18 protein-coding genes and 1 pseudogene are annotated in these 20,481 nt (G+C 73.6%); 16 read left to right on the top strand and 3 right to left on the bottom strand.

Features of this window, described 5'->3' with window-relative positions; genetic code table 11:
* Window positions 1-62 precede the first annotated feature (62 nt).
* Window positions 63-1,286, top strand: a complete 1,224-nt coding sequence (gene hemW, locus ACMT9T_RS02255) for a radical SAM family heme chaperone HemW (RefSeq protein ID WP_414744045.1) — start codon at window positions 63-65, stop codon at window positions 1,284-1,286.
* A gap of 15 nt (window positions 1,287-1,301) precedes the next feature.
* On the opposite strand, the gene ACMT9T_RS02250 is transcribed toward hemW, so the two are convergent.
* Both ACMT9T_RS02250 and ACMT9T_RS02245 read right to left on the bottom strand, forming a co-directional pair.
* Window positions 1,302-1,715, bottom strand: coding sequence for a VOC family protein (locus ACMT9T_RS02250; RefSeq protein WP_414744044.1), 414 nt, complete (start codon window positions 1,713-1,715; stop codon window positions 1,302-1,304).
* Between the two features lie 10 nt (window positions 1,716-1,725).
* Complete coding sequence (locus ACMT9T_RS02245) at window positions 1,726-2,121, bottom strand: DUF4870 domain-containing protein (RefSeq protein ID WP_414744043.1); 396 nt, start codon at window positions 2,119-2,121, stop codon at window positions 1,726-1,728.
* A gap of 184 nt (window positions 2,122-2,305) precedes the next feature.
* Here ACMT9T_RS02245 and hrcA point away from each other — a divergent pair, with 184 nt between their 5' ends.
* The 13 genes from hrcA (at window position 2,306) to leuA (ending at window position 17,802) form a co-directional block, all read left to right on the top strand.
* The gene (gene hrcA, locus ACMT9T_RS02240; RefSeq protein ID WP_116055363.1) at window positions 2,306-3,328 is read left to right on the top strand and encodes a heat-inducible transcriptional repressor HrcA; all 1,023 of its coding nucleotides are present in this window, start codon (window positions 2,306-2,308) and stop codon (window positions 3,326-3,328) included.
* A 60-nt stretch (window positions 3,329-3,388) separates the two neighbouring features.
* Complete coding sequence (gene dnaJ, locus ACMT9T_RS02235) at window positions 3,389-4,504, top strand: molecular chaperone DnaJ (RefSeq protein ID WP_414744042.1); 1,116 nt, start codon at window positions 3,389-3,391, stop codon at window positions 4,502-4,504.
* A 2-nt stretch (window positions 4,505-4,506) separates the two neighbouring features.
* Window positions 4,507-5,259 carry a 16S rRNA (uracil(1498)-N(3))-methyltransferase gene (locus ACMT9T_RS02230; RefSeq protein ID WP_414744041.1) on the top strand — a complete coding sequence of 251 codons (753 nt, stop codon included), beginning with the start codon at window positions 4,507-4,509 and terminating at the stop codon, window positions 5,257-5,259.
* A gap of 28 nt (window positions 5,260-5,287) precedes the next feature.
* Window positions 5,288-5,647 carry a histidine triad nucleotide-binding protein gene (locus ACMT9T_RS02225; protein WP_414744040.1) on the top strand — a complete coding sequence of 120 codons (360 nt, stop codon included), beginning with the start codon at window positions 5,288-5,290 and terminating at the stop codon, window positions 5,645-5,647.
* Entirely contained in the window at window positions 5,634-6,689 is a 1,056-nt protein-coding gene (locus ACMT9T_RS02220) for a PhoH family protein (RefSeq protein WP_414744039.1), read from the top strand. Before ACMT9T_RS02225 ends, ACMT9T_RS02220 begins: the two co-directional genes overlap by 14 nt.
* On the top strand, window positions 6,686-7,147 hold the full coding sequence (gene ybeY / locus ACMT9T_RS02215) for an rRNA maturation RNase YbeY (protein WP_043669058.1): 462 nt from the start codon (window positions 6,686-6,688) through the stop codon (window positions 7,145-7,147). Before ACMT9T_RS02220 ends, ybeY begins: the two co-directional genes overlap by 4 nt.
* Before the next feature lie 10 nt (window positions 7,148-7,157).
* Window positions 7,158-8,480, top strand: a complete 1,323-nt coding sequence (locus ACMT9T_RS02210) for a hemolysin family protein (RefSeq protein WP_414744038.1) — start codon at window positions 7,158-7,160, stop codon at window positions 8,478-8,480.
* A complete protein-coding gene (gene era / locus ACMT9T_RS02205; RefSeq protein ID WP_414744037.1) occupies window positions 8,473-9,528 on the top strand; it encodes a GTPase Era in 1,056 nt (351 codons plus the stop codon). The genes ACMT9T_RS02210 and era overlap by 8 nt, the downstream gene beginning before the upstream one ends.
* Before the next feature lie 127 nt (window positions 9,529-9,655).
* The gene (locus ACMT9T_RS02200; protein WP_414744036.1) at window positions 9,656-11,134 is read left to right on the top strand and encodes a sensor histidine kinase; all 1,479 of its coding nucleotides are present in this window, start codon (window positions 9,656-9,658) and stop codon (window positions 11,132-11,134) included.
* A 53-nt stretch (window positions 11,135-11,187) separates the two neighbouring features.
* Complete coding sequence (locus tag ACMT9T_RS02195; protein ID WP_414744035.1) at window positions 11,188-11,874, top strand: response regulator; 687 nt, start codon at window positions 11,188-11,190, stop codon at window positions 11,872-11,874.
* Between the two features lie 80 nt (window positions 11,875-11,954).
* The gene (locus ACMT9T_RS02190; protein WP_414744034.1) at window positions 11,955-13,346 is read left to right on the top strand and encodes an alpha/beta hydrolase; all 1,392 of its coding nucleotides are present in this window, start codon (window positions 11,955-11,957) and stop codon (window positions 13,344-13,346) included.
* Window positions 13,343-15,898, top strand: coding sequence for a rhomboid family intramembrane serine protease (locus tag ACMT9T_RS02185; protein WP_414744033.1), 2,556 nt, complete (start codon window positions 13,343-13,345; stop codon window positions 15,896-15,898). Before ACMT9T_RS02190 ends, ACMT9T_RS02185 begins: the two co-directional genes overlap by 4 nt.
* 137 nt (window positions 15,899-16,035) lie before the next feature.
* Window positions 16,036-17,802, top strand: a complete 1,767-nt coding sequence (gene leuA, locus ACMT9T_RS02180) for a 2-isopropylmalate synthase (protein ID WP_414744032.1) — start codon at window positions 16,036-16,038, stop codon at window positions 17,800-17,802.
* A gap of 88 nt (window positions 17,803-17,890) precedes the next feature.
* On the opposite strand, the gene ACMT9T_RS02175 is transcribed toward leuA, so the two are convergent.
* The gene (locus ACMT9T_RS02175; protein ID WP_116055378.1) at window positions 17,891-18,568 is read right to left on the bottom strand and encodes a trimeric intracellular cation channel family protein; all 678 of its coding nucleotides are present in this window, start codon (window positions 18,566-18,568) and stop codon (window positions 17,891-17,893) included.
* A gap of 119 nt (window positions 18,569-18,687) precedes the next feature.
* On the opposite strand from ACMT9T_RS02175, the pseudogene recO reads away from it, so the two are divergent.
* Window positions 18,688-19,401: pseudogene (recO, locus tag ACMT9T_RS02170) on the top strand (DNA repair protein RecO); the annotation flags it as partial.
* Window positions 19,402-19,613: 212 nt separating this feature from the next.
* Window positions 19,614-20,480 carry an isoprenyl transferase gene (locus ACMT9T_RS02165; RefSeq protein ID WP_414744031.1) on the top strand — a complete coding sequence of 289 codons (867 nt, stop codon included), beginning with the start codon at window positions 19,614-19,616 and terminating at the stop codon, window positions 20,478-20,480.
* Window position 20,481: the final 1 nt, after the last annotated feature.

Below are 20,481 nucleotides of genomic sequence, written 5' to 3'. Positions count from 1 at the left end.
ACGGACGGCGGGGGAGGACGGCCGCGCACGGGAGCGCCTCCCGGCCGGGGGATGATGGACGGATGCCGTCCGCCCTGCCCCTCGCCGATCCCGCCCCCGCCGACGGGCTGCTGCCCGCCTCCGCGGCCGACGGCGCGGACGCGCGCGCCTTCGGCGTCTACCTCCACGTCCCGTTCTGCCGCGTGCGCTGCGGCTACTGCGACTTCAACACGTACACGGCGCCCGAGCTCCGCGGCGTGAAGCAGTCCGACTACGCGTCGCAGGCCGTGCAGGAGGTGCGCTTCGCCGGATCCGCGCTCCGCGAGTCCGGCGTCCCCGCCCGTCCCGCATCCACCGTCTTCCTCGGCGGCGGCACCCCGACGCTCCTGCCGGTGGGCGACCTCGTCCGGATGCTCGACGCCGTGCGCGAGACGTGGGGCATCGCCGACGGCGCCGAGGTGACCACGGAGGCGAACCCCGACAGCGTCGACGACGCCTACCTCGCGGCCCTCGCCGCGGGCGGCTTCACGCGCGTCTCCTTCGGGATGCAGTCCGCCGTGCCGCGCGTGCTCGCCACGCTCGAGCGCACGCACGACCCCGCGCGCATCGCGCCGGTCGTCCGCGGCGCACGGGCGGCGGGCCTCGAGGTCAGCCTCGACCTCATCTACGGGACGCCGGGGGAGACCATCGACGACTGGCGCGCCTCCCTCGAGCAGGCGATCGCGCAGGAGCCCGACCACCTCTCGGCGTACGCGCTCATCGTCGAGCCGGGCACGAAGCTCGCCCGGCAGATCCGCCGCGGCGACGTGCCGGAGCCCGACGAGGACCTCCAGGCCGACATGTACGAGCTGGCCGACCGGATGCTCGCCGAGGCCGGCTACGAGTGGTACGAGGTGAGCAACTGGGCGCGCGGCGGACGCCGCAGCCGCCACAACCTCGCGTACTGGCAGGGGCACGACTGGTGGGGCGTGGGCCCCGGCGCGCACAGCCACGTCGGCGGCGTGCGCTGGTGGAACGTCAAGCACCCGGCGGCCTATGCCGATCGCGTGCTCGCCGGGGCGTCTCCCGGAGCAGGCCGCGAGACGCTCGACGACGCGACGCGCGAGGTGGAGCGCGTGCTGCTCGGCGCGCGCATCCGCGACGGCCTCGCGATCCCGACGCTCACCCCGGAGGGCCGGCGCCAGGTGGCGGGGCTCATCGCGGACGGCCTGGTGGATCCGCGCCGGGCCCTCGCCGGCACGCTCGTGCTCACGCTGCAGGGGCGCCTGCTCGCGGACGCCGTGGTGCGGCGCCTCCTCGAGGACTGATCGGCCGCGCGTCCGTCAGAGGACGACCGCGCCCACCTCGTCGCCCGCCTCGCGCTCGGCGTCGCTGCGCTCCACGCAGAACTCGTTGCCCTCGGGATCGGCGAGCACCACCCATCCGCTCCCGTCGGCGTTGCGCCGGTCGGCGACGAGCACCGCGCCGAGGGCCCGCACGCGATCGACCTCCTCGTCGCGCGTGCGGTCGTCGGGCGCGAGGTCGAGGTGGACCCGGTTCTTGGCCGTCTTCGGCGTGTCCGCGCGCTGCAGGATGATGCCGAGCCCGGAGACCGGGTCGCCCAGCCACGCGGCGTCCTCGCCGGGGAGGTTCGGCTCGTCGGGGTCCTCCGCGAAGCCGGTCACGCCGCCCCAGAAGAGCGAGAGCGCGTACGGGTCGCGGCAGTCGATCGCGACGTGCCGGATCCTGGCGCTCATCGGAGACCGCCTACTTGATCCACCGGATGTTGAGCGGGTAGCGGTACGGCCGGCCGGCCTGGACGCGCGTGCCGCCGATGATCGCGAAGACGATGTTCACCACGACGACCGCGAAGATCGCTAGGCCGAGCAGCAGGCTGATGAGGATCCCGAGGATCGGGATGACCACGAAGACCGCCTGCAGCACGTTGAGGATGACGAGCGCGCCGGCCACGTTGATGGTCCAGTTGGTCGCCTCCTTGCCCTCCTGGTCCGTGAAGCGGCCGCGCTCGCGGAACACCAGCCAGACGATGAACGTCGGCACGATGAGGATCGCGAGGAAGTGCGTGAGCGACGCCCAGAGGCGGTCCTCGCTCGGGGTGAGCGGAGCGGGGGCGCCGTAGGGGTGGGAGTCGGGTGCGGACATCGCGGGGCCTCTCGGTGCGCGGCGACGGCCGGCGTACCGGCGGACCGCTTCGGATCAGGGTGGGCCAGGCATCACCGGGCTCACCCACGGTACCGCCGCCGACGCGCGGGCGGCAACGCCGACCACGCCGTGACGCGCGGTACGATTGGCAGTCAGAACCGACGAGTGCCAGGAGGGAGCCGCGATGGTCTCGGAACGCGGACTCGACGTCCTCCGGGTGATCGTGCAGGACTACGTGTCCTCGCGGGAGCCCGTGGGCTCGAAGTCCATCGTGGAGCGCCACGCCTTCGGCGTCTCGGCCGCCACCATCCGCAACGACATGGCCCTCCTCGAGGAGGAGGAGCTCATCGCGGCGCCGCACACCTCCTCCGGCCGCGTGCCGACGGACAAGGGCTACCGCCTCTTCGTCGACCAGCTCGCCGACGTCCGTCCGCTCACCCCGGCGCAGCGCCAGGCCATCCACGTGTTCCTCGGCGAGTCCGTCGACCTGGATGACGTGCTCGCGCGGACCGTGCGCCTGCTGGCGCAGCTCACCAACCAGGTCGCGCTCGTGCAGTACCCGTCCCTCGCGACGAGCCACGTGAAGCACGTCGAGCTCGTCGCCCTGTCGACGACGCGCGTGCTGACCGTGCTCATCACCGACACGGGGCGCGTCGAGCAGCGCGTCGTGGAGCTCGCGGGCGACCCGGACGACGCCTTCCTCGCGGGCATGCGCACGCGCATCAACCAGGCGGTCGGAGGCCTCGGCCTCGCGGAGGCCGCCACCCGGCTCGAGACGCTGGCCGACGAGGTCGAGCCCGCGCAGCGCGCCGCGGCCGCCGCCCTGGCAGGCACGCTGGTGGAGCAGGTGCTCGCCAACCGGCAGGAGCGGCTGCTGCTCGCCGGATCCGCCAACCTCGCCCGCACCGAGCGCGACTTCCCCGGCAGCATCTCGCCCGTCCTCGAGGCCATCGAGGAGCAGGTGGTGCTGCTGCGCCTGCTCGGCGAGATGGAGGCCGACCAGCACGGCGTCTCGGTGAGCATCGGCCGGGAGAACGCCCCGTTCGGCCTCGGCGAGACGAGCGTGCTCACCAGCGGCTACAGCTCCTCCGGCGGCGTGCTCGCGCGCCTCGGCGTGCTGGGGCCGACCCGCATGGACTACTCCACCAACATGGCGTCGGTGCGCGCGGTCGCGCGCTACCTCTCGCGCCTGCTCGAGGAGCGGTGACGGCCGCACGCCGGCGCACCGCCCCTGTTCCCCACGACCATCACCACCGAAGGGCCCGACGTGGCTGACCACTACGAAGTACTCGGCGTGAGCCGCGAGGCGACGCCAGAGGAGATCAAGAAGGCGTACCGCAAGCAGGCGCGCCAGCTCCACCCGGACGTCAACGACGCCCCCGACGCGGCCGAGCGGTTCAAGCTCGTGACGCACGCGTACGACGTGCTGTCCGACCCGCAGCAGCGCCAGCAGTACGACCTCGGCCCGCAGGCCGGGTTCGGCGGAGGCGGCGGCCAGGGCTTCGGCGGGTTCGGCGACATCTTCGAGACGTTCTTCGGCGGCCAGCAGGGCGGCGGCGGACGCGGCCCGCGCTCGCGCCAGGAGCGCGGCCAGGACGCGCTGCTGCGCGTGGAGGTCGAGCTCGAGGAGGTCATCTTCGGGGTGCACCGCGACCTCGAGATCGACACGGCCGTCGTGTGCGACACGTGCCAGGGATCCTGCGCGCAGCCCGGCACGAGCGCCGTCACGTGCGACATCTGCCGGGGCTCCGGCAGCATCCAGCGCCAGGTGCGCTCGCTCCTCGGCAACGTCATGACGTCGAGCCCCTGCGGCACCTGCCGCGGCTACGGCACGGTCATCCCGCACCCCTGCCCGACGTGCGCCGGCCAGGGCCGCGTGCGCGCCCGCCGCACGGTGCCGGTCGACATCCCGGCCGGCGTCGACACGGGCCTGCGCCTGCAGATGCCGGGCTCCGGCGAGGTCGGCCCCGCGGGCGGCCCGAACGGCGATCTCTACCTCGAGATCAAGGTGGCCCACCACGACGTCTTCAGCCGCAACGGCGACGACCTGCTCGCGACCGTCGAGGTGAGCATGGTCGACGCGATCCTCGGCAGCGACGCGCGCATCGAGGCGCTCGACGGGTCGGTCGACCTCGAGCTCCGCCCCGGCATCCAGAGCGCCGAGATCATCACGGTGCGCGGCCGCGGCGTCACGAAGCTCCGCGGCTCCGGGCGCGGCGACCTGAAGATCGGGATCCAGGTGGTCACGCCGCAGAAGCTCGACCACAAGGAGCGCGACCTCATCCAGCAGTTCGCGAAGCGCAACAAGGCGCAGGCGCCGCACCTGGCGCACTTCCAGCAGGGCCTCTTCCAGAAGCTCCGCGACCGCTTCCTCAACGTCTGACCGTGGCGCACTTCCACCTCGCGGACGACCTCGACGCGGCCGACCTCGCCGTCGGCCGCGTCGTCGCGCTCGGCCCGCAGGAGTCCCGGCACGCGGTGACCGTCAGCCGCATCCGCGCGGGCGAGGGGCTGCTCGTGGGCGACGGGCGCGGCACCATCGCGTCGTGCACCGTCACGGCGGCGGATCCGCAGCGGCTGGAGCTCCGCGTCGACGCGGTCGAGGAGCACGCGGCGCCGTCCCCGCGCGTCGTGCTGGTGCAGGCGCTCGCCAAGGGCGACCGCGACGAGCTCGCCGTGCAGGCCGCCACCGAGCTGGGGGTCGACGCGGTGATCCCGTGGCAGGCCCAGCGGTCCGTCTCCCGGTGGGAGGGCGCCAAGGTCGCCAAGGGCCGCGAACGCTGGCGCGCGATCGTGCGCGAGGCCGTCAAGCAGTCCATCCGCCCGCGCGTGCCCGAGGTCGAGGAGCTCGCGACCACGAAGGACCTCGTCCGGATGGCGGCGACCGCGCGCGTGCTCGTGCTCGATCCCACGGCGGACGCACGGCTGTCACGGCTCGACCTCACGACGGCCGACGACGCCTCCGCGACCGACGTGCTCCTCGTCGTCGGCCCCGAGGGCGGCATCAGCCCGGCCGAGGTCGAGGCGCTCCGGGCGGCCGGGGCGACCCCCGTGGCGCTCGGGTCGGGGATCCTGCGCACGTCCACCGCCGGGCCCGCCGCGCTGGCGCTCGTCAACGAGGCCCTGGGGCGCTGGTGACGTCACCCGTGCCGCGTAGGCTGGTCGCATGAGCGAGACCCGAGAGCCCACCGTCTTCGAGCGCATCGTCGCGCGCGAGATCCCGGCCCAGATCGTCGCGGAGACCGAGCGGGTCATCGCCTTCGAGGACATCGCGCCCAAGGCGCCCGTGCACGTGCTCGTGGTGCCCAAGACCGCCGCGTACCGCGACGTGGTCGAGCTCGCCGCGGGCGACCCCGAGCTCCTCGCCGAGGTCGTCGCGGTCGCGTCCCGCATCGCCGCCGAGCGCGCGGGCGGCCAGTTCCGCCTGGTGTTCAACACGGGCGCGGAGGCCGGCCAGACCGTCTTCCACGTGCACGCGCACGTGCTCGCCGGCTTCGGCGGCCGGGAGGACCATGTCGGGCTCTGACCCGCGGGGCGGCGCGTCCGCGCAGGCGGACGCCGACCGCGTCGAGCAGACGGCCACGGTCGACGGCGTGCTCATGGTGCGCCTGCTCGGACCCCAGGACCGGCTGCTCCGGCAGATCGAGCGCGAGCACCCGGACGTCGACGTCCGGGTCCGCGGCAACGAGATCACGCTCGTCGGCACCCGGGCGGACGTGGCCGCGGCCCGTCGGCTCATCGACGAGGTCGTGGCGATGGTGGAGGACGGACAGCACGTGGAGCCCCAGGAGATCGAGACGAGCGCCCGCAGGCTCGGCGAGGACGACGCGCGGACGCTGTCCGACGTGCTGAGCGAGGCCATCGTGCAGTCGCGCGGCCGCACGGTCCGGCCGAAGACGCACGGCCAGAAGGAGTACGTGCAGGCCATCGACGCGAGCACCATCGTGTTCGGCATCGGCCCCGCCGGCACCGGCAAGACCTACCTCGCGATGGCCAAGGCCGTCCAGGCGCTGCAGCGCAAGGAGGTCGAGCGGATCATCCTCACGCGCCCGGCCGTCGAGGCGGGGGAGCGGCTCGGCTACCTGCCGGGCTCGCTCACCGACAAGATCGACCCGTACCTCCGGCCGCTGTTCGACGCGCTCAACGAGATGATGGATCCCGAGCTCGTCCCGAAGCTCATGGCCTCCAACACCATCGAGGTCGCGCCGCTCGCCTACATGCGCGGCCGCACGCTGAACAACGCGTTCGTCGTGCTCGACGAGGCGCAGAACACCACGCCCGAGCAGATGAAGATGTTCCTCACCCGCCTCGGCTTCGGCTCGAAGATGGTGGTCACGGGCGACATCACGCAGGTCGACCTGCCCACGGGCTCGAGCGGCCTGCAGCTCGTCACCCGCGTCCTCGACGGCATGGACGACATCCACTTCTCCCGCCTCACGAGCGACGACGTCGTGCGGCACACCCTGGTCGGCCGCATCGTGGACGCGTACACGCGCTACGACGCGGAGCGCCAGGCCGCCGACCACCTCCGCGCCGAGCGCCGCACCGCCCCTGGGAGCACCCGATGAGCATCGAGATCAACAACGAGTCCGCGATCGAGGTGGACGAGCCGCTCATCCAGCGCCTCGCCACGTACGCGCTCGACACCCTGCACGTGCACCCCGACGCCGAGCTCGCCATCGTGATGGTGGACGAGGGCGCGATGGAGCAGCTGCACGTCCAGTGGATGGACGAGCCGGGCCCCACCGACGTCCTCAGCTTCCCGATGGACGAGCTGCGCCCCGGCACCGAGGACCGCCCGACGCCCGCCGGGCTCCTCGGCGACATCGTCGTGTGCCCGCAGGTCGCGGCCGAGCAGGCCGTGACGGCCGGGCACTCGACCATGGAGGAGATCCTGCTGCTGACCGCCCACGGAATCCTGCACCTGCTCGGGTTCGACCACGCCGAGCCCGACGAGGAGCGCGAGATGTTCGGGCTCCAGCGCGACATCCTGATCGGGTTCGCCATGAGCGAGCGCGGTCGCTGACCCGCAGCCGATGCTCGCCCTCCTCCTCCCCGCCTTCCTCCTGGTCGTCCTCGGCGGCCTGTTCGCCGCCGCCGAGTCCGCCATCTCGTCGCTGTCCCGCGCGGACATCCAGGAGCTGGCGCTCACGTCGCGCGCCCGCCGCTCGATGCTCGCCATCTCCACGGACGCCGGCGCCTACGTCAACTCGCTGAGCTTCGTGCGCATCATCGCGGAGACGAGCGCCGCCGTGCTCGTGACGCTGGCGCTCGCGTACACGATCGAAGAGTGGTGGATCACGATGCTCGTGGCCGCCGCCATCATGACGGCCGTCTCCTTCGTGCTCGTCGGCGCGAGCCCGCGCTCGGTCGGTCGGGTGCACGCACGGCCGCTGCTCGCGTGGACGGCGCTGCTCGTGCGCGGGATCCGCGTCTCCATCGGCCCCGTCGCCGACGCGCTCGTGGCGCTCGGCAACCGCGTCACGCCCGGGCGCCCCAAGACGATCGCCACGTTCACCAGCGAGGAGCAGCTGCTCAGCATGGTCGACGAGGCCACGGAGCTCGAGGTGCTCGAGGAGGACGACCGCGAGCTCATCCACTCCATCTTCGAGTTCAACGACACGGTCGTGCGCGAGGTGATGATCCCGCGCACCGACATGGTCGTGGTGGAGCAGACCGTGCACGTCGGATCCGCGCTCGGCCTCTTCCTCTCCCGCGGCATCTCGCGGGCGCCCGTCACGGGACGCGACTCGGACGAGATCGAGGGCGTCCTGTACCTCCGCGACCTGGCGCGCATGGTCTACGAGCGGCCCCAGGAGGCGGAGGCCACCACGGTCGACCAGCTCGCGCGCCCCGCCGTCTTCGTCCCGGAGTCGCAGAAGGCCGACGCGCTGCTGCGGCAGATGCAGCTCGAGTCGAACCACCTCGCGATGGTGGTGGACGAGTACGGCGGCATCGCCGGGCTCGTGACGCTCGAGGACCTCATCGAGGAGCTCGTCGGCGACATCAGCGACGAGTACGACCGCGACGTGCCCGAGTACGAGGACCTGGGGGACGGCGTGTACCGTGTGAGCGCCCGGCTGCCCATCGACGAGCTGGGCGACCTGTTCGGGCTCGAGCTCGACGACGACGACGTGGACAGCGCCGGCGGGCTCCTGGCGAAGACCCTGGGGCGCCTGCCCGAGCGCGGATCCGTGGTGCACGTCGGCGGGCTCGTCCTCACGGCCGACCGGGTCGAGGGGCGCCGCACGCGCATCAGCACGATCCTCGTCGAGCGCGACCGCGCGGACGACGCCGACGACGACCACGAGGCGGCCCCCGCGGGCGCCGCCGCCAGCAGAGGACACGACCATGACTGATCCCCGGGACGACGACGCGACGACGGAGGCTGCGCCGCCCGAGGCCGCCCCGGCCGACGACGCCACCACGGCGGCGCCCGCGCCGCTCTCCGACGAGGCCTGGGGCATCGACCGCGACGCGGAGCCCGCGCGCACGAAGCGCAAGCCGCGGGGCGGGGCGCCCGCGTACCGGGCCGGCTTCGTCTCCTTCGTCGGCCGCCCGAACGTCGGCAAGTCGACGCTCACCAACGCGCTCGTGGGCGAGAAGGTCGCCATCACGAGCTCGAAGCCGCAGACGACGCGCAAGGCCATCCGCGGCATCGTGCACCGTCCGGACGGGCAGCTGATCCTGGTGGACACCCCCGGGATCCACCGCCCCCGCACCCTCCTGGGCGAGCGTCTCAACGCGCTCGTGCAGACCACGCTCGGCGACGTCGACGTCATCGGGCTCTGCATCCCCGCCGACGAGCGCATCGGCCCGGGCGACCGCTTCATCAACGAGCAGCTCGACGAGTACCCGCGGGCGCGCAAGATCGCGATCGTCACGAAGACCGACTCGGCGTCGCGGCACGCGGTCGCCGAGCAGCTGCTCGCCGTGCAGGAGCTGCGCGACTGGGACGCCATCGTGCCGGTCTCGGCGGTGGAGGCGCACCAGCTCGACGCCCTCGTCGGCGAGCTGCTGAAGGCCCTGCCCGTGTCCGAGCAGCTGTACCCGTCCGACGCCGTCACCGAGGAGGGCCTCGAGGCGCGCATCTCCGAGCTCATCCGCGAGGCCGCGCTCGAGGGCGTGCAGGACGAGCTCCCGCACTCGCTCGCCGTGACCATCGACGACATGATCGAGCGCGAGGACAAGGAGCTCCTCGAGATCTACGCGAACCTCTTCGTCGAGCGGGACAGCCAGAAGGGCATCGTCATCGGCGCCCAGGGGTCGCGGCTCAAGCACGTGGGCCAGGTGGCGCGCGCGCAGATCGAGCCGCTGGTCGGCAAGCGCGTGTTCCTGTCGCTGCGCGTGAAGATCGCCAAGGACTGGCAGCGCGACCCGAAGCTGCTCGGCCGCCTCGGGTTCTGACGCCCCGGCGGCCCGGCGGCCCCGCGGCCCGGCGCGCGTACATCGCGCGGATGAGATCGGGTCGCCGCGGCGCGGATCCTCGTGCGAGGAGGGGCTCCCGGCCGGACGCGGCACGTACGGTGGTCGCATGCTCCGCCGGATCCCGAGGTACCAGCTCGTCCTCGACCTCGCCCTCGCCGCGGCGTTCGTCGCCGCGCTGGCCCCGGGGTCGATCGGCGTCGCCGCCGCCAGCGCCTTCGGGGTCTTCGCGTTCACGACCTCCGAGGTCTCGGTCGTCCTCGTGGTGGTCATGGGCGTGGCCCTCGCCGTCCGCCGGCTCTCCCCGGGGCTGTCGCTCGCCATCGCCTGGGCGGGCGCGGTCATCCAGATGGGCGCGGGCGCGGGCGTCGAGCCCGGGGACCTCGCCATCGCGGGGGTCATGTACTGCACCGCCGCGTACGGCGGCCGCATCGTCCGGGCGCTCGGGCTCGCGTCCGCGATCGTCGGCGGCGTGGTCGCCGCCCTGTACCTCTCCTACGCGGCCGGCCGCGTGCCGATCGGCAGCGCGGCGTTCAGCACGGGGGAGTGGACGGCGTTCGCCACCCTCTTCCTGTTCCTCCTCCTGTGCGCGTGGAGCGTGCTGCTCGCCTCGTGGACGGCGGGTCGCCTCGTCGTCGCCTCCCGCGCGTCGCACGAGAGCCGGGACGCGCAGGAGGCCGCCGAGCGGGACCAGGCGCGCGCGCTCCACGACGTGGTCGTCGAGCAGGAGCGCAACCGCATCGCGCGCGACATGCACGACGTCGTCGCCCACTCGCTCGCGGTCGTCATCGCGCAGGCCGACGGCGCGCGCTACGCCCGGATGGTGGATCCCGACGCCGCCGACCAGGCGCTCCGCACCATCTCCACGACGGCACGCCAGGCGCTCGGCGACGTGCGGATCCTCCTCGCGCAGCTCCGCCACAGCGAGGACGACACCCCGCAGCCGGAGCTGAAGGAGCTGAGCGACCTCATCGACCAGATGCGCTCCACGGGCCTCTCCATCGAGTTCGTCGAGACCGGGCGGCCCGGGGAGTTCGGCACCGGCCAGCAGCTCGCGGTCTACCGCATCGTGCAGGAAGCGCTCACGAACGCCCTCCGGCACGGCGACGTCGGCCACCCGGTGGAGGTGGAGCTCGCGTGGGAGCCCGACGGCGTCTCGGTGTCCGTCCGCAGCCGCACGCTCCCGGATCCGGTGCGCCCCGCCCGCACGACCACCGGCATCATCGCCCTGCCCGTGCTGCCGCCCGCCCCGACGCCGCCCGCGCAGCCGGTCGGACACGGCCTCGCCGGCATGCGCGAGCGCGCCACCCTATCGGGCGGCCGGTTCTCCGCGGGCGTGCGCGACGGCGTGTGGACCGTCTCGGCGTGGATCCCGTTCGCCCCCGCGACGCGCCCCGTGCCCCGCGTGCCCGTCGCGGGCGCGGGGGTCGACGCCGCCAGCCGCCCCCTCACCCTCGACCAGCTCTTCCCCCCGGAGGCCGCCGCCGCGGGCACCGCGACCCCCGTCCCGCCGGTCAGCCCGCACCGCACCGCCGCCGCACGAGGCGCCGCCCGCCGCGGGCGCGACGACCGGCCTGCCGCGCCCTGACCTGCCGCGCCCCGCGATACGCTCCCCCCGCCGAACACGACCGAAGGACTCCCGTGCCCACCCCACCCATCCGCGTCGCCCTGGTCGACGACCAGGCCCTGTTCCGCACGGGCGTCCGCATGCTCATCTCCTCGCAGCCCGACCTCGAGTTCGCGGGCGAGGCCGCCAACGGGCAGGCGGCCGTGGAGCTCGCGCGCGCCGAGCGGCCCGACGTGATCCTCATGGACATCCGCATGCCCGTCATGGACGGCATCCAGGCCACCGCCGAGGTCCTGCGGGCGGCCGACGCGCGCGGCGAACGCCCGCCCCGCGTCCTCGTGCTCACGACCTTCGACCTCGACGAGAGCGCGGCGCGCGCCATCCGGGCGGGCGCGAGCGGCTTCGTGCTGAAGGACGCGGATCCCGAGTTCCTCCTCGCGGCCATCCGCACCGTGCACGCGGGCAACTCGGTCATCGCGGCGTCGGCCACCCGGCAGCTGCTCGAGCACTTCGACCCGGGCTCCCAGCCGCGGGTCGCGCCGGCCGCGTTCGGCGCGCTCACGTCGCGGGAGAAGGAGATCTTCGTCCTCGCCGCGCGCGGCCTCAGCAACGCGGAGATCGCGCAGGCCGAGTTCCTCAGCGAGGCGACCGTCAAGACGCACGTCAGCCGCATCCTCGCGAAGCTCAGCCTCCGCGACCGCGTGCAGCTCGTGGTCTTCGCCTTCGAGCACCGCCTGACCGGGACGCAGCCGCAGGGCTAGCCGCTCCGGCCCGCCGTCGGCCGGCCCACGGACGCGTGGGCTACATTCGAACGCCTTCGCTCCCGCACAAGAGGACCACCGTGCTCCACGATCTCGCCGACCTGCCCATCATCTCCGCGTCCTTCGTGACCGCGGCGGCGGCGGCGCCGGCGGTCCTGCTCGTGATCCTCGCCGTCGTCGCGCGCCGCGCGCGGCTCCGACGCGGCGCCGTGGCGGCGGATCCTCGACGCACGCTCGCCGAGACCGCCCTCGCGGCCGGGCTCGGCGCCCTCTTCGGCCTCGCGCTCGCGTTCGTGCTCGGCGACGTGCTCGACCTCTTCGGCGTCGTGCTCTCGACCGGGACACGCGGGTGGACCGCGCTCGGCGGCGCGGGCCTCGGGCTGGCGGCCATCGCGCTCGTGCGGGGCGGTCGCAGCGTGACGGGCATCGGGGGAAGCCAGCCGCCGCCCCGCCACCTGCGCGCCCTGCACACGGCCCTCGGCATCCTGGTGGTGCCGCTCGTCGTGCTCGCGACAGCCGTCGGGATCAACGCCGACGTCCAGCAGTACCCGAACATCGCGGCCGCCTTCGGCCTCACGCGAGTGCTGCCGCTCGACCTGACGGCGCTGCCGTCGCCGGACGGCGCGCCGACGGTGCAAGCCGGTCCCCTCGAGGACACCTGGCAGCCGGCGGGAGCGCTCCCGGCGCGCGGGCGGCTGGGCACGACCACGATCCCCGCCACGCAGTCGGGCTTCCCCGCCCGCGATGCCCTCGTGTACCTGCCGCCCGCCGCGCTGGTCGACGACGCCCCCGCCCTGCCCGTGGTCGTCGCCATGTCCGGGCAGCCGGGGTCGCCCGTCGACCTGTTCGCGTCCGGCCGGCTCGACCGCGTGATGGACCAGTACGCGAGCGCGCACCGCGGCCTCGCGCCGATCGTCGTCGTGCCGGACCAGCTCGGCGCACCCGAGGACAACCCCATGTGCGTGGACTCGCCCCTCGGCCAGTCGGCCACGTACATCACGGTGGACGTCCCCGCGTGGATCCACGCCAACCTGCGCGTGCTCCCGGACCGGACGGCCTGGTCCGTGCTCGGCTTCTCGGAGGGCGGCACCTGCGCCGCCCAGCTCGGCGCGGGCCACCCGGACCTCTTCGGCTCGCTCGTCGACATCTCCGGCGAGATGGCCCCGACCATCGGCGCCGACACGGTCCAGGACGCGTTCGGGGGATCGCAGGCGCAGTACGCCGCGGCCTTCCCGGCGGCGATCATGGAGGCGAGGAGCCCGTACCCGGACACGGCCGGGTACTTCTGCGCCGGCGAGGACGACCAGCAGTACCGTCCCCAGGTGGAGCAGGTCGAGGCGGCGGCGCGCGCGTCCGGCATGTCGACCCGGCTGAGCGCGTCCCCGGGCACGTCCCACGACTGGGGCACCGTGCAGTGGTGCGTGCAGGACGCGCTCCCCGCTCTCGGCCAGCGGCTGGGCATCGCGCGATGACGGCTGGATCCCGCCCCTTCACGGTCGCCGGCGCCGCTCGGGCCCTCGCCGCCCGGCTCCTCGCCCAGCGCGCCACCCTCGGGATCGCGGTCGTGGTCCTGGTGCTGGCGGTGCTGCCCGCCGTCTCCGACGTCTGGCGCCGCGTCGTCCACCACCAGCTGGCGACCGGCTACGTCGCGGTCGTCGAGCGCGGGCACTGGTGGACCACCGCGACGGCGGCGTTCCTCACCGACGGTCCGGTCGAGCTCGTCGTCTCGCTCCTCGCGATCCTCGTGCTCGTCGGCGTCGCGGAGCGGCTGATGGGCTGGTGGCGCACCCTCCTCGGCTTCGTGCTCACGGGCACCGTCGGGTCGCTCCTCGGCATCGCCGTGCAGGCGCAGGGTCTCGTCGACGGCGAGCTGTGGTCGCACGGCGTGCGGGGCGTGGCCACCGCGGATCCGCTGACGGCCGTGGCCGGTGTGCTCGCTCTCTCGAGCGCGTGGGCCGGCGTGCTGTGGCGCCGGCGCATCCGCGTGGTGCTGGTCGTCGTGGTGCTGGTGTTCCTGCTCTACTCCGGGCAGCCGTCCGACCTCTACCGGCTCCTCGCGATCCTGGTGGGCGGCGTCGTCGGCGCGGTCCTGCACCGGCCCGCGGTCGGCGCCCGCTGGCAGCGCAGCTCGCACCACGAGGTGCGCGTGATGCTCGCCGCCGTCGTCGCGATCCTCGGCACCGGGCCCGTCATCGCCCTGCTGTCCCGCAGCCGCTACGGTCCGCTCGCGCCCATCGCCCTGCTCTTCGTCGACGACCGGGTGCCCGGCGACGCGATCTCCACCCGCTGCCTCTCGAGCGACTTCACGCACGACTGCCTGCAGGAGATCATGCTCGCGCGCATCGGGGGCGGCGTGGGCCCCATCCTGCTGTCGGTCGCGCCGCTGCTCGCGCTGCTCGTCGCCGCGTACGGCCTCTCCCGCGGGCGCCGCTTCGCCGTGTGGCTCGCCGTGAGCGTCAACGGGCTGCTGGCCGTGCTGTCCGCGTACGCGTTCGGCATGCTCGTGCACCGCGACATGGTCTCGCCGCGCCTGTCCGCGTCGCCGTCCGCGCACCCCGAGGCGGTGGCCGCGCTCGTCGCGTCGGTGATGCTGCCGCTCGGCAGCGCGGTCATCCTGGTGCTGCTGCGCCGGCACTTCACGATCCTCTCCACGGCCCCCGCGATCCGCCGCTTCCTCGTGACCACCGGCACCGCCCTCGCGGCCCTCATGGCCCTGTTCGTGGCCACGGGGCTCGCGCTCTCCGACGCCTTCACGCGGCCCGTGGACCTCAACGACCTGCTGGCCGAGGCGCCCGACCGGTTCATCCCGGCGTCGTTCCTCCGCGGGGAGTCGCTCGACTTCCTGCCGACCGACCCGATCACCGACATCGTCTACCGCGGCGTGGGCCCGGTGTTCTGGATCATCCTGGTGAGCGCGAGCCTCCGCGCCATCGCGGACGTCCGCATCGCCGCGGTGCCCCGGGCGCAGGCGCTCGTGCGTCCCGCGCTCCGCCGCGGCGCCATCGGCTCGCTGTCGCACATGGCGACGTGGCCCGGCAACTCGTACTGGATCGCGGGCGACGGCCGCACCGTCGTGGCCTACCGCGTGGTGGGGAGCGTCGCCATCACCACCGCGGCGCCGCTCGGACCGCCCGTGGACGACGACGCCCTCCGCGACGTGCTCGGCCAGTTCGCGCGCTTCGCCGACGACAACGGCTGGACGCCCGTGTTCTACAGCGTGCCCGCGTCGATGGCGCCGCTGTTCCGCGGCATGGGCTGGGAGACGCTCGTCGTCGCCGAGGAGACCGTCGTGCGCCCGGGCACCTGGCAGACGACCGGCAAGAAGTGGCAGGACGTGCGCACGTCCATCAACCGCGCCGATCGCGCGGGCATCCGCGCCGAGTGGACCACGTGGGCGGACCTGCCGCTCGCTTGGGCCAGCCAGATCGAGCAGATGTCGGAGGAGTGGGTCGCCGAGAAGGAGCTGCCCGAGATGGGCTTCACGCTCGGCGGCGTCGAGGAGCTGCGGGACCCCGCGGTGCGCCTCATGCTCGCGATCGACGCGGACGACCACGTGCAGGCCGCCACGAGCTGGCTGCCCACGTGGCGCGACGGCGAGGTGGTCGGCTGGACGCTCGACTTCATGCGCCGCCGGCCCGACGGCATCAACGGCGTGATGGAGTTCCTCATCGCGCGCTCGGCCATGCGGATGAAGGAGGACGGCATCGAGTTCATGAGCCTGTCCGCCGCGCCGCTCGCGCAGACCCGGGCCTCGTCGCCCGCGAGCGAGCACGCCGACGCCTCCGAGCGGCAGGAGAGCGCGGTCGAGCGGATCCTCGAGTTCCTGGCCGACTCGCTGGAGCCCGTCTACGGCTTCCGCTCGCTGCTGGAGTTCAAGCGCAAGTTCCAGCCCGAGCTCGTGCCGCTGATCATGGCGTACCCGGACGCCACCGCCCTGCCGACCATCGGGCTCGCCCTCACGCGCGCGTACCTGCCGTCCACGTCGGTGCGCGACCTGACGCGCGTGCTCCGCTCGGCGCGCTGAGCGGGCGGACCCGGTGTACCGTGGTTCCATGCAGTCCGGCCGCCTCCTCCTTAGTCGCCGCGGCGAGGCCTGACCCGGCCCTCCTCGTCGCGGAGTCCCGTCACGGCTGACCCCCACACACGACGAGGAGCACGACCATGAAGAGCACGCAGACCCCGAGCGGGATGCCGATCCACAAGTACCGCCCGTTCCACGAGCAGATCGCCGTGGACCTGCCGGACCGCACCTGGCCCGCCCGCCGGATCACCGAGGCCCCGCGCTGGTGCGCGGTCGACCTCCGCGACGGCAACCAGGCGCTCATCGACCCGATGAGCCCCGAGCGCAAGCGGATCATGTTCGACCTGCTGGTGCGCATGGGCTACAAGGAGATCGAGGTCGGCTTCCCGTCGGCCAGCCAGACCGACTTCGACTTCGTGCGCAGCCTCATCGAGGAGGGCGCGATCCCGGACGACGTGACCATCCAGGTGCTCACCCAGGCGCGCGAGCACCTCATCGCCCGCACCTACGAGTCGCTGCGCGGCGCGAAGCAGGCGATCGTGCACCTCTACAACTCCACGAGCGTGCTGCAGCGCGACGTCGTGTTCCGCACCGACCGCCAGGGGATCATCGACATCGCGCTCGAGGGCGCGCGCCTCTGCAAGCGGTACGAGGAGACGATCCCCGACGTGGACGTCTACTACGAGTACTCGCCCGAGAGCTACACGGGCACCGAGCTCGAGTTCGCGGCCGAGATCTGCAACCGCGTGATCGAGGTGCTCGACCCGAGCCCCGAGCGCAAGGTGATCATCAACCTGCCGGCGACCGTCGAGATGGCGACGCCGAACGTGTACGCCGACTCCATCGAGTGGATGTGCCGCCACCTCGACCGGCGCGACGAGGTCATCGTCTCGCTGCACCCGCACAACGACCGCGGCACGGCCGTCGCCGCGGCGGAGCTCGGCTACCTGGCCGGCGCCGACCGCATCGAGGGCTGCCTCTTCGGCAACGGCGAGCGGACCGGCAACGTCGACCTGGTCGCCCTCGGGATCAACCTGTTCACGCAGGGCATCGACCCCGAGATCGACTTCAGCGACCTCGACGGCATCAAGCGCACGGCCGAGCACTGCAACCAGCTGGCCGTGCCCGAGCGGAGCCCCTGGGCCGGCGACCTCGTCTACACGGCGTTCAGCGGATCCCACCAGGACGCCATCAAGAAGGGCTTCGAGGCGATGGCCGCGGACGCCGCGGCGCAGGGCGTCACGGTCGACGAGATCCCGTGGGCCGTGCCGTACCTGCCGGTGGACCCGCAGGACCTGGGCCGCTCCTACGAGGCCGTGATCCGCGTCAACTCGCAGTCCGGCAAGGGCGGCGTGGCGTACCTGCTGAAGGCCGACCACTCGCTGGACCTGCCGCGCCGGCTGCAGATCGAGTTCTCCGGCGTCGTGCAGGCCAAGACCGACGCCGAGGGCGGCGAGGTCACGAGCGCGCAGATCTGGTCGATCTTCCAGGACGAGTACCTCCCCGCGCCGCTCGACCGCGTCGAGGAGAAGTGGGGCCGGTTCGAGCTCACGTCCACGCGCACGTCGAGCGACATGGGCGGATCCGTCGCGCTCGTGGTGCAGCTGCGCGACGGCGAGGAGGTGCGCGAGGCGCGGGCGTCCGGCAACGGGCCCATCGCCGCGTTCCTGAAGGTGCTCGCCGACCAGGGCGTCGACGTGCGCCTCCTCGACTACGTGGAGCACGCGCTCAGCGCGAGCGGCGACGCGCTGGCCGCGTCCTACGTGGAGCTCGAGGTCGAGGGCGTGCGCCTCTGGGGCGTCGGCATCGACGAGGACAGCTCGACGGCGTCGCTCGAGGCCATCGTCTCCGCGGTCAACCGCGCGATCCGCCGCACGGCGCGCGAGCCGGAGCTGGCCGCGGTCTGATCCGCGGCGCGGGATCGACGACGGCCGGGCGGCGACGCCCGGCCGTCGTCGTGCGCGGCGGGTGCGCGCGTCCGGGTCCCCGCCCGGTTCAGCGCCGCGGGCGGGGCCGGCGGAGCGCCGTGAACCGCAGGCGGCTGAGCGCGCGCTGCTCCGGGAGGCTCCAGCCGAAGCGGACCGCGAGGAGCCGGGTCGTCGCGGTGACGGCGACGCAGACGATGGCGGCCACCCACATCGGCACGCCGAACGCCGCCAGCGCCACGACGATGATCGCGCCCACGGCCGCCGCGACCGCGTAGAGCGAGCCCACGTGCATCATCGCGATGGGCAGGTTGAGGAGCAGGTCGCGCACGAACGAGCCGCCCACCGCGGAGACGACCCCGATGAAGACCGCGGGCACCTCGGGCACGCCGGCCGCCATCGCCTTCGACGTGCCGATGGCGCAGAACAGGCCGATGGTGAGCGCGTCGAGGACGGTGATGACGACGTCGAGCCGCGTGAAGATCCGCTCGAGGAGCATGCCGCCGAGCGCCGCGGCCACCGCGACGAGCATGAGCCAGTTGCTGGAGAGCGCCGCCGGCGTGACGTTGAGGAACACGTCGCGGAGGAGGCCGCCGCCGAGTCCCGTGGCCGTGCCGATGATGGCGATGCCGAGCAGGTCGAGCCGGCGGTCACGGAAGCCCGCCGCGAACATGGCGCCCTGGAGGCTGCCGATGCTGACCGCCAGGAGGTCCGCCCAGAGGGGGATGGTGAGGGGGACGGGATCCATGGCCTCCCCTTGATAGCACAGCGGCGGCGTGCGCCCGGGCCGCGCGGCACCCGGCGGGCCGGCCGCCCGCCCGCGCGGCGGCGGACGGGGAGCGCAGGCGCGGGGCGGATAATCGACGGGTGCCCCTCTACCGTGACGAGATCGTCGTCCTGCGCACCCACAAGCTGGGCGAGGCGGACCGGATCGTCACGATGCTCTCGCGGCAGCACGGCAAGATCCGCGCCGTCGCGAAGGGCGTGCGCCGCACGCAGTCCAAGTTCGGCGCCCGGCTCGAGCCGTTCATGGTGGCCGACGCGCAGTTCTTCGAGGGCCGCACGCTCGACATCATCACGCAGGCCGAGTCCATCGCCTCCTACGGCGCCCTCATCGCGACCGACTACGGCAGCTACACGGCCGCCAGCGCCATGGTCGAGACGGCCGACCGCGTCACCGAGGACGAGGGCTCGCTCCAGCAGTACCTGCTCCTCGTCGGCGCGCTCCGCTCGCTCAGCCGCCGCGAGCACGGGGCCAGCCTCACGCTCGACTCGTACCTGCTGCGGAGCCTGTCGATGGCGGGCTGGGCGCCGAGCTTCCAGGACTGCGCCGTCACGGGCGCGCCCGGCCCGCACTCCGCGTTCGTCGTGCAGCTGGGCGGCGTGGTCGCCGACGCCGCCGCCCCGCCGGGATCCCCGCGGCTCGACCCCGACACCCTCGCGCTCCTCTCGGCCCTCCTCACGGGCGACTGGCGGCACGCGGAGGCCGCCACGCTCCGGTCGCAGGCGCGCGCGAGCGGCGTCGTCGCGGCGTACGCGCAGTGGCACCTCGACCGGGGGATCCGCTCGCTCGGCCTCGTCGACCGCAGCGACGCCCGCCAGCTCCTCCCGCCCTCCGAGCAGCCGGTGCCGCTCGACGCGCCCGACCTCGACACCGCCGACCCGGATCCCGCCGCCGCCCTCGCCGCGGCCACCGCGTCGGTCGTGCGCTCCACCCCGCGTGACGCCGATCCCGATCCCGCCGACGCGCCCGCCGACCCCGCCGACCGCCCCCGAGCACAGGAGACGACCCCATGAGCCGACGCCCCGAGGTCCCCGGACGCACCGACCTGCCGCTCGACTGGACGGGCGAGCAGCCGCCCGCGATCCCGGCCGACCTCGTGCCGAAGCACATCGCGGTCGTGATGGACGGCAACGGCCGCTGGGCCAACCAGCGCGGCCTGCCGCGCACCGCCGGCCACCAGGCGGGCGAGGAGGCGTGGTTCGACACCGTCGCGGGCGCCGTCCAGCTCGGTGCCACGCACCTGTCCGTCTACGCGTTCTCGACCGAGAACTGGAAGCGCTCGCCCGCCGAGGTGCGCTTCCTCATGGGCTTCAACCGCGACGTGATCCACCGCCGTCGCGACCAGCTGAACGCCTGGAACGTCCGGATCCGCTGGGCCGGCCGCCGTCCCCGCCTCTGGCGCAGCGTCATCGACGACCTCCAGGTCGCCGAGGAGATGACGAAGCACAACACCGGCATGACCCTCACGATGTGCATCAACTACGGCGGGCGCACCGAGATCGGCGACGCCGTCAAGCGCATCGCCGAGGACGTGGACGCCGGGCGCCTCAAGGCGTCGCGCGTGGACGAGCGCACGATCCAGCGCTACCTCTACCTGCCGGACGTGCCCGACGTCGACCTCTTCATCCGCAGCTCCGGCGAGCAGCGCACGAGCAACTTCCTGCTCTGGCAGTCGGCCTACGCCGAGATGGTCTTCCTCGACCGGCTGTGGCCCGACTTCCGACGCAAGGACCTCTGGGACGCCGTCGAGAGCTACGTGCACCGCGACCGGCGGTTCGGCGGCGCGGTCGACGCGCACGCGACCGGCGCCGACGAGGGATCCGCCGAGGACCCCGAGGCCGAGGGCCAGGGCGACCGCGAGCCCGCCGCTCAGTAGC

The sequence above is a fragment of the Clavibacter vidaverae genome, assembly GCF_047529985.1.
In the GTDB taxonomy this organism is placed as follows: domain Bacteria; phylum Actinomycetota; class Actinomycetes; order Actinomycetales; family Microbacteriaceae; genus Clavibacter; species Clavibacter nebraskensis_A.
This window is presented reverse-complemented; position numbering and strand designations above follow the sequence as displayed.

Excerpts from the sequence above, each read along its gene's own strand:
- ACMT9T_RS02200 (WP_414744036.1), top strand. The coding sequence starts at position 9,656 with ATGCTCCGCCGGATCCCGAGGTACCAGCTCGTCCTCGACCTCGCCCTC.
- leuA (WP_414744032.1), top strand. The coding sequence starts at position 16,036 with ATGAAGAGCACGCAGACCCCGAGCGGGATGCCGATCCACAAGTACCGC.
- era (WP_414744037.1), top strand. The coding sequence starts at position 8,473 with ATGACTGATCCCCGGGACGACGACGCGACGACGGAGGCTGCGCCGCCC.
- ACMT9T_RS02210 (WP_414744038.1), top strand. The coding sequence starts at position 7,158 with ATGCTCGCCCTCCTCCTCCCCGCCTTCCTCCTGGTCGTCCTCGGCGGC.
- ybeY (WP_043669058.1), top strand. The coding sequence starts at position 6,686 with ATGAGCATCGAGATCAACAACGAGTCCGCGATCGAGGTGGACGAGCCG.
- hrcA (WP_116055363.1), top strand. The coding sequence starts at position 2,306 with ATGGTCTCGGAACGCGGACTCGACGTCCTCCGGGTGATCGTGCAGGAC.
- ACMT9T_RS02185 (WP_414744033.1), top strand. The coding sequence starts at position 13,343 with ATGACGGCTGGATCCCGCCCCTTCACGGTCGCCGGCGCCGCTCGGGCC.
- hemW (WP_414744045.1), top strand. The coding sequence starts at position 63 with ATGCCGTCCGCCCTGCCCCTCGCCGATCCCGCCCCCGCCGACGGGCTG.
- ACMT9T_RS02165 (WP_414744031.1), top strand. The coding sequence starts at position 19,614 with ATGAGCCGACGCCCCGAGGTCCCCGGACGCACCGACCTGCCGCTCGAC.
- ACMT9T_RS02220 (WP_414744039.1), top strand. The coding sequence starts at position 5,634 with ATGTCGGGCTCTGACCCGCGGGGCGGCGCGTCCGCGCAGGCGGACGCC.
- ACMT9T_RS02250 (WP_414744044.1), bottom strand. The coding sequence starts at position 1,715 with ATGAGCGCCAGGATCCGGCACGTCGCGATCGACTGCCGCGACCCGTAC.
- ACMT9T_RS02175 (WP_116055378.1), bottom strand. The coding sequence starts at position 18,568 with ATGGATCCCGTCCCCCTCACCATCCCCCTCTGGGCGGACCTCCTGGCG.
- ACMT9T_RS02225 (WP_414744040.1), top strand. The coding sequence starts at position 5,288 with ATGAGCGAGACCCGAGAGCCCACCGTCTTCGAGCGCATCGTCGCGCGC.
- ACMT9T_RS02245 (WP_414744043.1), bottom strand. The coding sequence starts at position 2,121 with ATGTCCGCACCCGACTCCCACCCCTACGGCGCCCCCGCTCCGCTCACC.